The following is a 15,526-nucleotide window of genomic DNA, read 5'->3' on the forward strand; positions in this document are numbered from 1 at the left end:
CCGGATGGCTCGGGTATCGGGTTCATGGCTCCTCGCAGTTGCGGCAGGGCGGAGGCCAAGGCGGGGGGGAGGACAAGTCATGTCGAGCGAATGGAACGATCGCGTACCCGACCCCGGCCCAAACGCCGATCCCGAAAAGGGCCGGCACTGGATTTGGCTCCTGATCGCGGGCGCATGCGTCGGGTTTTATTACTGGCTGTTTTGATGCGCTCGATGGAGGGTCGAAGACGCAGATACGGCGCGTCGCTGCGGTCCGGACCGATGACGACTGGACTGTGCCATCCTGGCTAGGCGAGATGGGCATCGGCTGCTGGCGCTCGGCCGCGCTGTTCGCCACCTGGGCGCCGGCATGGACATTTGCGGATTAATGGACATGTGCGGATTATCGGGGCGGTCGGCTCTCGGGCACGGTATGAGGGGCGGATGGAGCAATTGATCTTCCGCGTCGTCGTGATGCCGATTCTGTTCTGGACCGCGATCGGCGGATGCGTGGCCTTGGCGATCAAGCTGATCGCGAAGCGTCCGACGATGCCGATCTGGCCGATGGTGCCGTTCCTGTGCTGGGGCATCGTGCGCGCCGCCATCCGCGCGTGGCACGCTTTCTCCTAGGCTGGCCGACGACGGCGTTTGTTCGCATGGTGCAGGCGGGTGCCCGATCGCCGCGGATGGCCTCTGCGCAGTTTTCGAAAGCGCGGACTGTCTGCGGTGCGGCGGCCGGCAGTTACTCAGCGCAAATGGCGGAGTCGAAAACGCGTATGGATCGCGCGGGGGTAGCCAGCAGACCGGGCCATGGCCAAGGTCTATATCGGAACACGTCACAGTGGTAGCCGTGTCATAACACTGCGGAGATCCACGCGCATCCCGCGTATGGTGTCGAACCGGTTTCGAACGCTATTCATTGCCGCAATCGCGCAATAGCAGTCACCGCGGAAATTCAGTAGATGCTGCGGGGGAGGTTCGATGTTCTTCTATCTTGAACCGGAGGTCGCAGGCGGCATAGGCCCGCACTCCGAGCTTCACCGTGAGGACGGTAGGCTGGTCGTGACACGGCTAAACTATCAGTTTGACGGCTGGCTAGGCGACGCTCTTCTCGAAACGACACCCTGCTTCATCGTCACCGACGCCGCTCGCCAACAGATTGACGATGCTCTCCTTTCTGGTGCGAGCTTCACTGATGTCGAGGTGACCCGATCCGACCTGTTCACGGACCTTTGCGATGACAAGGCGCTGCCACGCTTTTGGTGGATGGTCGTCGCAGGTAAGCCCGAGGTCGACGACTTCGGCATGGCGGGCGACTTGCGACTGGTAGTTTCCGAGCGGGCGCTCGCTCTCCTGAGGCGCGTCGGGATTGCGCATGCCGAGGTTCAGCCGGTCAGCGACTGACGTCGGCTATCCTTCCAACTCGGACATTCCGCTATCGCCCATTTGCGGACATGGCCGTCGTGCGGCACGGTATGCCATCCAGCGAATGGGGCCAATCAATGCGACTGCCAATCCGCAACTATTTGTCGACGCGGCTTACAATCTTCATTGAGCCAGTTTGCGATCAATACGAGGTTCCTGTCCGAGGCGAAGCCGTTGTGATCCTTGAAGATGGACATCCGCACTCCATCGACATTCATCCTGAAGCCTGGGTCTCGGTTTGGAATGAAGGGCCGGAATGGGCGACCGTCGAAATCTTCAATGAGCATCAATTCTCGAAGCCAACGCGGGAAGCGAATTAGCCGTTTAGGACCGTCCGCTTTCCTCTCAAACTCGGACATTCCAAGGGGCGAAGCCTCTAGAGTACACGGACGCGGCCGGTCGGTGCCCAGGTGACTGCAGTACACAGGGTTTGGTCAGCAACTGGAGGCCCGACCGGGAATCGAACCCGGGTGCGAGGATTTGCAGTCCTCTACGTCACCACTCCGCCATCGGGCCCCGATTGCGTGAAGGCGGCGCAAATGCTTCGTTTTTCGGGCGGGGTCAACCGGGATTGGTACAGATGGCCGAATAATCACCGGCCATGCGGTTCGAGACGCCGTCGGTCGGGTCGGCCGGGTCGGTCGGGTCGGCCAAGTCGGCGGCGTGCAGCGCGACGGCGCGACGGCCGGTCATGCAAGACTCGCGCGCCGTCGGTTCTTTGCCTAAGGCACGAGGGATACGCGATGGCGGCTTGGGGGCGGGCGGTTGAAAACGGACGGGGTTGCAGGCGGGACGAACACGGCGGGGGTGGACGAGGCGGTGTTCGCGATGCCCGAGGGCATGGCGATCCGCTACGATCGCCCGGCGGCGGCACTGGCCGATTATATCACCGGCTATCACGTCTATCGGTCGGAAGGGCCGGGGGCGGCGGGCGCGGACGGCGCGGGTCAAGTCGACTGGTTCCTGCCGGCCACCGCCAACGTCCGGATCGCGATCGATGCCGGGCCGATCGCGGTGTCGATCGGCCGTCGCACTTATGATCCGCTGCCGGTCGCGGCGCTATTCGGCCCGACCAGCCACGCGCTCAGAGCGACGACGCGGGGTGGCGTGATGATCGGGTTCGGGATCAGCGCGCTCGGCTGGACGCGTCTGTTCCGGCGCTCCGCCGGTGACTTCCGCAACCGGATCGTGCCGCTCGAGGACGTGATGGGCCAAAGTTTCACGCGCCGGCTCGTGTCGGCGTTGCAAGCGGCCGAGCACGACGCGGCGATCGCGCCGATCCTCGACGCGCTGCTGCTCGAGCGGCTTGGTCCGCCCCATGCCGATGCGCCGCGGATCCGGCAGCTGATGGCCATTCTGGCGACCGACGGACCGACCGACATCGGCTATGCGGCACGCCGCCTCGATATGCCGACGCACGGGCTGCGACGACTGTCGGTCCGGCATTTCGGATTTCCGCCCAAGATGCTGCTGATGCGCGCGCGGTTCCTGCGGTCGTTCCTGCGGTTGATGGCGGCTGGAGAGCAAAGCGATTACGCCTCGATCGACGACAGCTATTTCGACGCGTCGCATTTCCTGCGCGATTCGGGGACGTTCCTGGGCATGACGCCGCGCCGCTTCATGGCACTGGCCAAACCGTTTCTCGACGCGAGCCTGCGCGCACGCGATGCCGTGCTGGGATCGCCGACGCAGGTCCTCCACGACATCGAAACGGCGCCGGCGCGCGACGGTGATACGCCCGCCCCGGTGCTCGACGCGGAGGACGCACCGCTGCCGACTCCGGCGTCTAATCTGGCCCCGAACCTCGCCCCGAACCTCGCCCCGAATCTGGTCAAGGCACAGCGCCGGGTCATTTCGGGCGACGGTTCGCCGATTTCTTGCTAGGGCCGGTATCAGAGGCGTTGCCGGCGATTCCGCGTGCACCCTCGACGTCCCGCCCGCGGCATTTCGGTGTCACACGGGCGGGCGGGGCGTCTTTCCCATCTAGATTGCGGCGCAGATGGCGGCGAATTCCGATCAACCCGCGCTTGGCGTCGGCGCGGTCGCGCGATATCAGCGCGCGCGAGGTCGATGCAAACAAGTGTATTGCGCGACTAAAACAGTTGTGCGATTATATGGGCCATGACGATGATGAATCTCGATACCGCCACGCTTGATGCCACGCACCGCGATGCCGATCGCGACTTTGTGGACGGATCAGCATCCGCATTCGCCACCATGCGCCATGCGATGGTCGCGAGCCAGTTGCGCACGAACGCGGTCAACGACCAGCGCGTCGTCGCAGCGATGGCGCGGGTGCCGCGCGAAGACTTCCTGCCCGCGGATGTTCGCGACCTTGCCTACCGCGATGCGACGATCCCGCTTGGCGGCGGCCGGTACGCGAACCTGCCGATGGCGACCGGTCGCCTGCTGACCGAGGCGTATCTCACCGAGACCGACCGCGTGCTGCTGATCGGCAGCGCGACCGGATACACCGCGGCGGTGCTGGCCGGCATCGTCGGCTCGGTCGTTGCGGTCGAAAGCGACCCGGCCCTGCTGGCCAAGGCGCGCAGCGCGCTGGCGGGCACCCGCAACGTCGAGATCGTCGATGCGCCGTTGCAGGCGGGCCATGCGGCCGGCGCGCCCTATGACGTGCTGATCATCGACGGAGCGGTTGAATCGGTACCCGAAGCGCTGATCGCGCAGGTCCGCCCCGATGGCCGCGTGGCCGCCGGTATCGCCGAACATGGCCTCACCCGGCTGGCATCTGGGCGCAAGACAGAGGGCGGGTTCGCGCTGGTGGCGTTCGTCGATGTCGAATGCGTCGTCCTGCCGGGTTTCGAAACCCCCAAACCCTTCAGGTTCTGAGCCCCATGATGTCGCGCACCGCCCACTTCCGCCGCCTGCTCGTGGGTGTTGCGCTGATTTACATCGCTGCACCAGCGAGTGCCGAAACGCTGCGCGAGGCGCTGGCCAAGGCGTACAACACCAACCCGACGCTCACCGGCCAGCGTGCGACGTTGCGCGCCACCGACGAGAACGTGCCGATCGCGCGGGCTGCCGGGCTGCCATCGGTCAACGCGACCGGCGATTACACCGAGTTCGTGGTGACCGCGGCGAATAGCTTTACCGCCTTGCCGCGGCAGGCAGTGGCGCGCGCCAACGTGTCCGTGCCGCTCTATCAGGGCGGCCAAGTCCGCAATTCGGTCGCGGCTGCCAAGACCCGTGTCGAGGCCGGCCGTGCGACGTTGCGCGGTACCGAGGCGGATCTCTTCACCAACGTCGTCGCGGCCTATATGGATGTGATCCGCGACGAGGCGATCGTCGGGCTGAACACGCAGAACGTCCGCGTTCTCGACGTCAATCTCCAGGCCAGTCGCGACCGGTTCCAGGTCGGCGACCTGACCCGCACCGATGTCGCCCAGTCCGAAGCGCGGCTCGCGCTGGCCCGCGCGCAGCTCCAGTCCGCGCAGGCACAGCTGATTTCGAGCCGTGAAAACTATATTCGGTTCGTCGGCACGCCCGCGGGTACGCTCGATACGCCACCGACATTGCCGCATCTGCCCGACAGCCCCGCATCGGCGGTGACCGTCGCGATCGACAACAATCCAGTGCTGATCGCCGCTGCCAAGGAGCGTGACGCGACCCGCTACGATGTCGGCGTCGCCCGCGCGAGCCGCCTGCCGCAGATCAGCGCGGTTGGCGGCGCCAGCTACACCAACTATCTCGGTTCCGCGTCGAATGCCGACGGCAGCGCTCTTTCGTTCCCCAACGTGAACAAGACGGTGCAGGCCGGGCTCTCGCTGACGTTGCCGCTGTTCCAGGGCGGGCGCCCTGCCGCGCAGGTTCGCCAGGCCGAGGCTTTTCAGAGCCGCGCGATCGAGAACGTCACCGCCACCGAACGCAACGTGATCGCGCAGGCACGCTCCGCCTATGCCGTCTGGCGCTCGTCGGAACAGGTGATCCAGTCGTCCGAAACCGCGGTCAACGCGAACAAGCTGAGCCTCGAGGGCGTCCGTGCCGAGAACAGCGTCGGCACGCGCACCATCCTCGACATCCTCAACGCCGAGCAGGAATTGCTCAACAGCCAGGTGACGCTCGTCACCGCGCGCCGCGATGCCTATGTCGCGGGTTTCGCGCTGCTTGCGGCGATGGGCCAGGCCGAGGCGCGCGATCTGGGGCTCGACGGCGGCGTGCTCTACGATCCGGTCGCGAACTACAACCGCGTGCATCACAAGATCTGGGACTTTGGCGGCGACGGCGAGCCCGTACCGGTCGCGACCCGCACCGCGCAATCGCCGGCGCAGGATGCGACCGTCGCGCCGCAAGCCGATCCGTTGCTCGATACGCCGGTTGACAGGAACCCCGCTCTAACCACAGGTAAGGACGCGCCGAGCCGCCAATAGGGGCGCGCGTGGCTACGGGGTTTGGGATGGTCCGGATGGGGGACGTGAACGGCGAGCCGTCGATGGAGGAAATCCTCTCGTCGATCAAACGCATCATCGCCGAGGAAGGCGACACGCCCGGACGGCCACGTCGCCCGTCGCGGACGATGCAGGCCCCGGTCGATCGTCATGGCGTCGATACCGATCCTGCGTATCTCGACGACGAGTCGGATGACGACGAAATTCTCGAACTGAGCGATCCCATGCCGATGGCCGACCGTACCCCGCGCACGCCAAAATCCCCGGTCCTGTCTTCGATCGACGCGGCGCCCGAACCCCGGCAGCCCGCCGCCAAGCCGCAGCCGTCTGCGGAGCCCGCCGCAGAGCCGATCGTCTCGCGCCAGACCGCGGCTGCAACGCGCGCGCCGCTCGAAGCGTTGACGCGGATGATGTTGAAACCCGAGACGGGCAATGACGGCACGCTCGAAGGGCTGGTCCGCGAGATGCTCCGCCCGATCCTGCGCGAGTGGGTCGATGCGAACCTTCCCAACATGGTCGAGGACATGGTCTCGCGCGAGATCGCCAAGATCATGAACCAGCAGCCCTAACGCAACCTGCTCCCCCCCCTGGAAGGGAGGGGCTGGGGGTGGGTAGGCCGGTTGGCGCTCCGTTACGCACATTCCACGAAACCTCACGCGCGCCAAAGGCTGGCCTAGCCCCGACACGCTCGCTAAGGCTCGGCGCATGAGCGAGCTTCCCAAAACCTTCGACCCGGCCTCCATCGAATCGCGCTGGTATGCGCATTGGGAGGCGAGCGGCCAGTTCCGCCCCGACCGTCCGAACGCCGAGCCCTGGACGATCGTCAACCCGCCGCCCAACGTGACGGGCTCGCTGCACATCGGCCACGCGCTCGACAACACGCTGCAGGACATCCTCACGCGCCACGCCCGTCTGAAGGGCAAGGATGCGCTGTGGGTGGTCGGCACCGATCACGCTGGCATCGCGACGCAGATGGTGGTCGAGCGGCAGATGGGCGCGCTAAGCCCGCCGCAGAAGCGCAACGATTTCTCGCGCGAGGAGTTCGTCGCCAAGGTTTGGGACTGGAAGCAGGAGAGCGGGGGCGAGATCACGCAGCAGCTCCGCCGGCTAGGCTGCTCGATGGACTGGGCGAACGAGCGCTTCACGATGGACGAGGGCTTCTCGAAGGCCGTCCTGAAGGTGTTCGTCGACCTGCACAAGCAGGGGCTCCTCTACCGCGACAAGCGCCTGGTGAACTGGGATCCGGGCCTCGGCACCGCGATCAGCGACCTCGAGGTCGAGACGCGCGAGATCAAGGGCAGCTTCTGGCATTTGCGCTATCCGCTCGCGGATGGATCGGGGTTCATCGAGGTCGCGACCACGCGGCCCGAGACGATGCTCGCCGATATGGCGGTTGCGGTGAATGCCTCGGACGAGCGCTACACGCATCTGATCGGCAAGCAGGTGAAGCTGCCGATCACCGGACGTCTGATCCCGATCATCGCCGACGACCATGCCGATCCTGAGCTCGGCTCGGGCGCGGTGAAGATCACGCCAGGGCACGACTTCAACGATTTCGAGGTCGGCAAGCGGGCAGGGATGGCCGCCGGGTCGATGCTCAACATGCTCGATGCCAAGGCGCGCGTCGTGCAGGTTTCGGACGGGCTGATCCCGGCCGAGCTGCTCGGGTTGACGACCGCTGAGGCGCGGAAGACCGTGGTCGCGCGTCTCAAGGACGAAGGCTTCCTGATCGCGCATGTCGACAAGGACGGCGAAGAGCATGACGCCGAGCCGCGCACGATCCAGACGCCCTATGGCGACCGCTCGGGGGTGGTGATCGAGCCATGGCTGACCGACCAATGGTATGTCGACGCGAAGACGCTCGCGCAGCCGGCGATCGAAGCGGTGCGGACCGGCGCGATCGATATCGTCCCGAAGACGTGGGAGAAGACGTTCTTCAACTGGATGGAGAACATCCAGCCTTGGTGTGTGTCGCGGCAATTGTGGTGGGGGCATCGGATTCCGGCTTGGTTTGGACCAAGCAAAAACGAGTTAGGAGCGCTGGCTCAACGGCCGGTCGTGTCGACTGGTACAACGCACGATGCCTACAAGGTAGGTTACGACAATCCGCACGCGTTCGTGGGTGTCGACCAAGCTGAAATTTTGCAGCAAGCGCGGGAATTCTACGGCACTGATAGAAAAATCATATTCAGTGATGATCTGCTTTCAGATCAAACCGAGAATAATATTGTTTTGTCGCAGGATAGCGACGTCCTCGACACCTGGTTCTCGTCCGCGCTCTGGCCCTTCGCTACGCTCGGCTGGGACGGCACCCAACCCCCGTTCGCCCTGAGCGAAGTCGAAGGGCAAGCCACAAGCGCTGCCCCCGCGACCGGTGCTTCGACTTCGCTCAGCACGAACGGGGAGGGGGCACACCGCCACGGCCAACTTAACGGCCGCTACCCGAACGACGTGCTCATTTCCGGCTTCGACATCCTGTTCTTCTGGAACGCGCGGATGATGATGCAGGGGCTGCACTTCATGAAGGACGTGCCGTTCCGCACGCTCTACCTCCACGGCCTCGTCCGCGCGGCGGACGGCGCGAAGATGTCGAAGTCGAAGGGCAACGTCGTCAACCCGCTCGGGCTGATCGACCAGTACGGCGCCGACGCGCTGCGCTTCTTCATGGCGGCGATGGAGAGCCAGGGCCGCGACATCAAGATGGATCAGAAGCGCGTCGAGGGCTATCGCAACTTCGCCACCAAGCTGTGGAACGCGGCGCGGTTCGCGCAGGCCAACGGCATCGTGGCCAGCACGACGCTGGAGGCGCCGCGCGCGGACCTCGCCGTCAACAAGTGGATCATCGCCGAGACGATCGCGACCGTGCAGACGGTCGATCTCGCGCTCGCCGACTACCGCTTCGACGGCGCCGCCAACGCGATCTACCAGTTCGCGTGGAGCCGCTTCTGCGACTGGTATCTCGAACTCATCAAGCCGCAGATGGTCGGCGACGAGCGCGGTGTCATCGATGACGAATCGAAGGCGGTCGCCGGCTGGGTGCTCGACCAGATTCTGGTCCTGCTCCACCCGTTCATGCCGTTCATCACCGAGGAACTGTGGCACGCGATGGCCGACCCCGCCCACCCGCGCGATCACGACCTGATCGTCGCGCAGTGGCCGATGGCGGACGCGCGCTCACTCGATCCCGAGGCGAGCAAGGAAGTCGACTGGCTGATCCGCCTGGTTCAGGAGATCCGCACAGCGCGCAACGAACTGAACGTCCCGCCGGGCGCGCGCCTGCCACTCCACGTCCGTGATGCGAACGCGACGACCTTGGCGCGGTTGGAACGCCAGGCGCCTGCGCTCGCGCGTCTCGCTCGCGTCACGCACGCCGACGGCGAAGCCACCGGCGGCGCGGCGCAGGTCGTGGTCGACGAAGCAACGTTCGTTCTGCCGCTCGAAGGCGTCATCGACCTCGACTCCGAACGCGCCCGCCTGACCAAGGCGATCGCGGCGGCGGAGAAGGAGCGCGACGCGCTGTCGGGGCGCTTGGGCAATGCGAGCTTCGTCGAACGCGCCAAGCCCGAAGCGGTGGAGAAGGCGAAGGCGGATCATGCCGACAAGGCTGCCGAAGCTGCTCGGTTGCAGGCGGCGCTGGGCCGGCTGGGCTAACCTGCTCCCCTCCCGCATGCGGGAGGGGTTGGGGGAGGGGCGTGCCTCAAAACCGGACGCCAGTACGTACGTCGAGCCCTCCCCTGACCCCTCCCGCAAGCGGGAGGGGAATGTGTGCCGCACCGCCGTCTCACACAAACCAAACCCGTCACCCCAGCGAAAGCTGGGGTATCCCGGTGAGTAACCACACCGGCCGACCAACAACCGGGATACCCCAGCTTTCGCTGGGGGTGACGGTTCGGGAGGGGCGGCTCTACTGCGTGGGGTATGTCCCTGCCATCTTGTTCTCCCGCGAAGGCGGGAGCCCAGACTGGGTCCCCGCCTTCGCGGGGAAACATAGCGCGCTTCGTTCGGCTTACGGGACCTACCGGCTTGTTCCGGAGTTCACACCCCGGCTAGGCAGTCGATTATGACAGCGCGCCTGACCGTCCGCCGGTGGATGCCTGACCGAGTTCGGCCTGACGGAGAGACTGTGTGAGCGACCTTCCATCCGACGTCGAAGCCACCGCCGTTCCCCGCGACCCCTCCAGCGGAAAGCCCGATCGCCCCCGCGGCAAACCCGGCCAGCGCGATCTTACCACCGGCCACATAGGCCGCACGCTCCTAGCGTTCGCCCTCCCAACACTCGGCTCGAACATCCTCCAGTCGCTCAACGGCTCGATCAACGCGATCTGGGTCGGGCGCTATCTCGGCGAGGGCGCTCTCGCCGCGACGTCGAACGCCAACATCATCATGTTCCTCACTTTCGGCGCGGTGTTCGGGTTCGGCATGGCGGCGACGATCCTGGTCGGCCAGAGCTTCGGTCGCCACGACCTCGAAGGCGCGCGCCGGGCGTTCGGCTCGGCGGTCGGTCTGGTCCTCGGCGGCGCGATCGTGATCGCCGCGCTCGGCTGGGTGTTCGCGCCAGAGATCCTGCACCTGCTCGCCACCCCCGGCGACGCGATGCCGCTCGCGCTCGCCTATCTGCGCGTGATCTTTCTCGGGCTGCCCGCGTCGATGATGATGGTGCTGCTGATGATGGGGTTGCGCGGGACCGGCGATTCGATGACGCCGCTCTGGTTCATGCTGCTCAGCGCGATCCTCGACAGCGGGCTCAACCCGCTGTTGATCGCCGGCATCGGACCGTTCCCGCAGATGGGGATCGCCGGCTCGGCGATGGCAACGTTGGTCGCGAGCCACGTCTCGTTGCTTGGGCTGATCATCTATATCTACAAGCGCGACCTGCCATTGCGGCTACGCGGCAACGAACTCCGCTACCTGATCCCCGAGCGCGCACTGACCGGCACGATCGTGCGGAAAGGCCTGCCGATGGGCGCGCAGATGCTCGTCATGTCCACCGCCGGCCTCGCGATGGTCGGGCTCGTCAACCGGCTCGGCGTCGATACCGCGGCGGCCTATGCGGTCTCGCAGCAACTGTGGACCTATATCCAGATGCCCGCGCTGGCGATCGGTGCGGCGGTCAGTTCGATGGCGGCACAGAATATCGGCGCGGGACGCTGGGACCGCGTCGGCGACATCACGAAGTACGGCCTGCTCTTCAACGTCGCGCTGACCGGGGCGATGGTCGGGGTGGTCATCCTGTTCGACCGATCGGTGATGACGCTGTTCATCGGCGCAGCCAGCCCCGCGCTGCCGATCGCGCGGCATATCCAGTTGATCGCGAGCTGGAATTTCATCCTGTTCGGCATGACGATGGTGCTGTTCTCGACCGTCCGCGCGAACGGCGCGGTGATCGCGCCGTTGATCGCGCTGATCGTCGCGCTGTATCCGGTGCGGATCGGCTTTGCGCTGCTGGCGAAGCCGTGGCTCGGCGCGGATTCGCTGTGGTGGAGTTTTCCGCTAGGATCGCTGACGACGCTGGCGATCGCGGCGTGGTACTATCGCTACGGGAATTGGCGGAAAGGTGCGCTGGTGGTGCCCGACGAGGGTGAGGAACAGGCGCACGGCATGAGCGAGCCGGGCGGGCGGTTGCAGCCGACGGGGTGAGGCTCGAGCCCGCGGTTTCCATAGAAAAGCGACCTCCCCGGCGCAGGCCGGGGCCCAGTTGGAAAGGTTGCAGCAACGAATAGCGGAGCTCGGTTAGCAGCGTTGCCCAACTGGGCCCCGGCCTCCGCCGGGGTGGTGCACCCTTAAGTCAGGCTTGAAGGGCCTACCGCAGCCGCTTGACGAACGAGCGCCCACCTTCGCGGCGCTCATGCTGGAAGTTCGGGATCGTCTCGATCAGGTCCGACAACCGGTTGAACCCGTAATTCCGCGCATCGAAGCTCGACCGGTTCCCCGCAAGCTGCCCCAGTTCGGCGACGCTCGCATAGCCCTTCTCGTCGCGCTTCACCGCATTATAGGCGTCGATCAGCAGCTTGATCACCTGCTCGTCGATCGGCTGCGCGGTCTTCGGCCGAGCGACCGGCGCCGGCGTAGCGGGCTTCTCGCCAGCCACCGGAGCAGGCACTGGCGCGGGCATAGCCTGCGACGTCTCGTTCAACGCGCCGACGTCGATGAACCGCGTGCAGGCCTGACGGAACCCCTCCGGCGTGCGGCTCGTCCCAAAGCCATACACCGGGATGCCGTCCTGACGGATGCGCGTCGCGAGCGGCATGAAATCGCTGTCCGACGACATGATGCCAAACCCGTCGATGCGCCCGCGGAACAGCAGGTCCATCGCGTCGATCGTCATCTTCATGTCGGTCGCGTTCTTGCCCTTGGTCAGGTCGAACTGCTGCTGCGGCTCGATGCCGTGCTTGATCGACATGTCGCTCCACGCCTTCAGCGCGGGTTTCGACCAGTTGCCATAGACCCGTCGGACGTTGACCGTGCCGAGCTCGGCAAGGACGGTCAGCACCGGGTCGAGGGTCGCCGCGGACGCATTGTCCGCGTCGATCAGAAGGGCGACGTTGCGCGTTGTGGTATCGATCATGCGCGCAAGGTTAGCCCCGCACGCGCGCCGCGTCCACGCTCCACGCGCCGCCACCGGCTGCGGCGAGGTACAGGAACACGAAGCAGTAGAGCACCGCCGCCTCGCCGCCATTGGCGATCGGGAAGGGACCCTTCGGCATGTGCGCCATGAAATACGCGACTGCGGACATGCCCGACAGCACGAACGCGACCGGCCGCGTGAACAGGCCGACGATCAGCAGACCGCCGCCAACGACTTCGAGCACGCCGGCGACCGTCAGCAGCGGGTTCATCGGCATCGGAAACGGCGGCAGGCCGAAGAGTTTCGAGATGCCGTGGCTGAAGAATACCAGCGCGACGACGATGCGCATAACGCTGAGCAGGCGGGCGGACCAAGTGGCGGGTATCGGCATGCGGATTCCTTGGTGTCGTTGCGTTGGCGAAACGTCACACGGAGGCGGGCTGAGGTCAATTCGCGTAAATCGAAACGGATCGTTCGAGCGGAAGGGGCTCGCGACGTCAGGGGTAGGCGATCGCCATCACCTCATATTCGCGCTCGCCCGCGGGCAGGTCCACGCGCCGGACGTCGCCGATCGCAGCGCCGCGCAAGGCGCGCGCGAACGGCGAGTTCCAGCCGATCCGCCCGTTGCTCGCGTCGGTCTCGTCGTCGCCTACCAAGGTCAGGACCCGCTCGACGTCATCCTCGTCCGCGACCGTCACGCAGGCGCCGAACCAGACGCGCGAGCGGTCTTCCTGCGCGGCGGGGTCGACGACCTTGGCCGCCTTCATCCGCTTCGACAGCCAGCCGAGCCGCCGGTCGATCTCGCGCAGGCGCTTGCGGCCGTAGATATAGTCGCCGTTCTCGGACCGGTCGCCGTTACCTGCGGCCCAGGAGATAACTTCGACCAGCTTCGGCCGTTCGCCAGCGAGCAAATGCTCATATTCCTCGCGAAGAATCGTGTAGCCGGCGGGAGTGATGTAGTTGGGGCGATCCATGCGCTTGCCTACCATGTTCTCCCGCGAAGGCGGGAGCCCAGTCTGGGCTCCCGCCTTCGCGGGAGAACAATCTTATAAGGTAGCGAACCTCAACCCGGCCGGTTCTTCCCCAGATACCACGACAACCGCGCCGCCCCCCGGCTCTTCGCCCGCGCGGGGTTCAGCAGGTCGTACACCACTGCATTCTCCAGCACGCGCTGCACGTAGTTGCGCGTCTCCTGGTACGGGATCGCCTCGACCCAATCGACCATGTCCACAGCCCCGGTCCGCGGATCGCCGTTCGCGCGGAGCCATTTGTTCACGTTGCCGCCGCCGGCATTATACGCCGCCACCGCCAGCGGATAACTGCCGTAATTGGCATACACGCGCTGGAAATAGCTTGAGCCAAGCATGATCGACATGTTCGGATCGGTGGTCAGCGCCGCCTGGTTGTAGGCCAGCCCGATCTTCCCGGACTGCTCGCGCGCGGTCGCCGGCATCAACTGCATCAAGCCACGAGCGCCGGCATGCGATACCGCGGCGCGATCGAACTGGCTCTCCTGCCGCGAGATCGCGTGGATGATCGTCCAGTTGTCCTCATATCCCGCCGGCACTGACACCATCGGGAAGCCCACCGCGGAATAATCGCTGAGCCCGTTCGCCAGCGCACTCCGCCCGACCATCACGCCCAGGTCCGGCCGGTTGATGCTCTTCGACAGTTCGGCGGCGAGCAGGTGATCGGTATCGGTCGTCGCATCCGCCGCGATCTGGCGGACGAACGCGGTCTGGTCCTGCCAGTCGCCGATCTGCCCGAGGAATTTCACTGCACGCACCGTCTCGCGCCGATCGAACGCCGCGCGCGTCGCCGGATCGACGATGATCGACGCAACCGACGGCGGCGCGACCAGCGCGCGCCCGGTCCGCTCGTTGGCGAGCTGCCCGTAATATTGATCGCGGTACCCGGCCGCCTGTCCGTAGAACGCAGCCGCCTGAGGCGCCAAGCCAGCCGCCTCCGCCGCACGCCCCGCCCAGTAATACCCCTTCGACCGCACCTGCGGCGAGCGCGATCCCCGCGCGTACCGATCGAACAGCGTCATCGCGTCCGCCGGCCGCCCGAGCTGCTTCATCGCCACCCGTCCACCGAGCCAGGCGAGGTTGGTATATTCGTCGCGCTCGGCATAGGATTTCGCTGCGATGTCCGCGCCATACGGATACGCATCGTCGATCTGCCGCGCGATGTCGTAAGCGACCTGATACTGCCCGTCGTTCGCCGCGCCGTTCGCATTGGTGACGAGCACTTCGTACCACTCGGCGGCATTCCCCGGCCGCGTCACCAACGACCGAGGCCGCGCCAGCCACGCCCGCGCGGAAGGGCTGGCGCCCGAATTGCGCAACCATTGCGCCCGGTCCGCGACATAGCCCGCGTCGTTCGCATACAAGGTCTGCGTCGAGGCCGAGATGTCCGAAGCGTTCGGTGCATTCGTCCGGAACGCCAGCCGCGCCTCGAAGATCGGCCGCCGTGCCGCGCTCGTCCACACCAGTTGCCGCTGCGCCGCGCCGGTCTGGCCCGCCCACAACAGCGCATCCATCCGGGCATCCTGATCGTCCGGCGTCAGCGCGCCCGGAAAGCCCGACACCACCATCGCCTCGTCGGTCGGCGTCAGGCCGCTGCTCCGCCACGCCGTCCGCACCGCTGCATACGCCTGATCCCGCGCGCCCGTCGCCTGCAAAGCCCGCGCATACGCCACTCCGCCCGACGCGGACTGCGGTGGATAACGACGGAAAAACGCGATGACGCTCGTCGGCGACCCGGTCGCCGCCTTGCGCTCCGCCGCACGCCGGTTGGCCGTCTCGTTAGGCCAGCCCGGATGCGCCATCAGGAAGCCCGCATAGCTGTCGAACGGCAGCGCATCGGTCTGCTGCAACGCGCGCCACTGCGCGATGGTCGAGGCGATCGCGCCGTCGGTTGCCATTGGCTGCGCATTGGGGCCCATATTGGCCAATTGCGTGCTGTAGCGATCCAGCGTCTGCTCGCCGCCCTGGCCCAGCACGCCGGACGACACAGCCGTCCCCGCCACGACTGCAAGGAGAAGGCTCGTTTTAAACATCGATGCTACCATGTGGACAGCATACGCCCCGAACCCGTATCTGTCCTGAACGAAATCCGGATTTTGCAAGACATCCGGCGCAACAGGACCGCA

Annotated in this window: 14 protein-coding genes and 1 tRNA gene; 9 read left to right on the forward strand and 6 right to left on the reverse strand. The window is 65.9% G+C overall.

Annotated elements, in window-relative coordinates; translation table 11 throughout:
• Positions 1-423 precede the first annotated feature (423 nt).
• The 3 genes from O6Y00_RS07380 (at position 424) to O6Y00_RS07390 (ending at position 1,724) form a co-directional block, all read left to right on the forward strand.
• Positions 424-609: a hypothetical protein gene (locus O6Y00_RS07380; RefSeq protein ID WP_353441964.1), complete on the forward strand. Its 186-nt coding sequence runs from the start codon at positions 424-426 to the stop codon at positions 607-609.
• Positions 610-960: 351 nt separating this feature from the next.
• A complete protein-coding gene (locus tag O6Y00_RS07385; RefSeq protein ID WP_353441965.1) occupies positions 961-1,383 on the forward strand; it encodes a hypothetical protein in 423 nt (140 codons plus the stop codon).
• A 50-nt stretch (positions 1,384-1,433) separates the two neighbouring features.
• Positions 1,434-1,724 (forward strand): hypothetical protein, encoded by a 291-nt coding sequence (locus O6Y00_RS07390; RefSeq protein ID WP_353441966.1) that lies wholly within the window; start codon positions 1,434-1,436, stop codon positions 1,722-1,724.
• Positions 1,725-1,846: 122 nt separating this feature from the next.
• Here the strand turns inward: O6Y00_RS07390 and O6Y00_RS07395 are convergent.
• A tRNA-Cys gene (locus O6Y00_RS07395) sits at positions 1,847-1,920 on the reverse strand.
• A 45-nt stretch (positions 1,921-1,965) separates the two neighbouring features.
• Entirely contained in the window at positions 1,966-2,097 is a 132-nt protein-coding gene (locus tag O6Y00_RS07400; protein WP_353441967.1) for a hypothetical protein, read from the reverse strand.
• Between the two features lie 72 nt (positions 2,098-2,169).
• Between O6Y00_RS07400 and O6Y00_RS07405 the strand changes: the two genes are divergently transcribed.
• The 6 genes from O6Y00_RS07405 to O6Y00_RS07430 all read left to right on the forward strand — a co-directional run bounded on the left by O6Y00_RS07405 (position 2,170) and on the right by O6Y00_RS07430 (position 11,444).
• Positions 2,170-3,288 carry a helix-turn-helix domain-containing protein gene (locus tag O6Y00_RS07405; RefSeq protein WP_353441968.1) on the forward strand — a complete coding sequence of 373 codons (1,119 nt, stop codon included), beginning with the start codon at positions 2,170-2,172 and terminating at the stop codon, positions 3,286-3,288.
• Positions 3,289-3,621: 333 nt separating this feature from the next.
• Positions 3,622-4,251, forward strand: coding sequence for a protein-L-isoaspartate O-methyltransferase family protein (locus O6Y00_RS07410; RefSeq protein ID WP_353442247.1), 630 nt, complete (start codon positions 3,622-3,624; stop codon positions 4,249-4,251).
• A gap of 5 nt (positions 4,252-4,256) precedes the next feature.
• On the forward strand, positions 4,257-5,789 hold the full coding sequence (locus O6Y00_RS07415) for a TolC family outer membrane protein (RefSeq protein ID WP_435368596.1): 1,533 nt from the start codon (positions 4,257-4,259) through the stop codon (positions 5,787-5,789).
• A gap of 8 nt (positions 5,790-5,797) precedes the next feature.
• A complete protein-coding gene (locus O6Y00_RS07420) occupies positions 5,798-6,376 on the forward strand; it encodes a DUF2497 domain-containing protein (RefSeq protein ID WP_353441969.1) in 579 nt (192 codons plus the stop codon).
• Between the two features lie 136 nt (positions 6,377-6,512).
• A complete protein-coding gene (locus O6Y00_RS07425) occupies positions 6,513-9,458 on the forward strand; it encodes a valine--tRNA ligase (RefSeq protein ID WP_353441970.1) in 2,946 nt (981 codons plus the stop codon).
• 474 nt (positions 9,459-9,932) lie between these two features.
• Entirely contained in the window at positions 9,933-11,444 is a 1,512-nt protein-coding gene (locus O6Y00_RS07430; RefSeq protein WP_435368597.1) for an MATE family efflux transporter, read from the forward strand.
• A gap of 163 nt (positions 11,445-11,607) precedes the next feature.
• Here O6Y00_RS07430 and O6Y00_RS07435 read toward each other — a convergent pair whose 3' ends face one another.
• From O6Y00_RS07435 to O6Y00_RS07450, 4 genes are all read right to left on the reverse strand, one after another.
• Entirely contained in the window at positions 11,608-12,372 is a 765-nt protein-coding gene (locus O6Y00_RS07435) for an NYN domain-containing protein (protein WP_056050921.1), read from the reverse strand.
• A 10-nt stretch (positions 12,373-12,382) separates the two neighbouring features.
• Positions 12,383-12,763: a DoxX family protein gene (locus O6Y00_RS07440; RefSeq protein ID WP_353441971.1), complete on the reverse strand. Its 381-nt coding sequence runs from the start codon at positions 12,761-12,763 to the stop codon at positions 12,383-12,385.
• A 106-nt stretch (positions 12,764-12,869) separates the two neighbouring features.
• Complete coding sequence (gene greB / locus O6Y00_RS07445) at positions 12,870-13,346, reverse strand: transcription elongation factor GreB (protein ID WP_093399306.1); 477 nt, start codon at positions 13,344-13,346, stop codon at positions 12,870-12,872.
• An 89-nt stretch (positions 13,347-13,435) separates the two neighbouring features.
• Positions 13,436-15,445: a lytic transglycosylase domain-containing protein gene (locus O6Y00_RS07450; protein ID WP_353441972.1), complete on the reverse strand. Its 2,010-nt coding sequence runs from the start codon at positions 15,443-15,445 to the stop codon at positions 13,436-13,438.
• Between the last annotated feature and the right edge of the window lie 81 nt (positions 15,446-15,526).

The organism is Sphingomonas faeni (assembly GCF_040407565.1).
In the GTDB taxonomy this organism is placed as follows: Bacteria; Pseudomonadota; Alphaproteobacteria; order Sphingomonadales; family Sphingomonadaceae; genus Sphingomonas; species Sphingomonas faeni_F.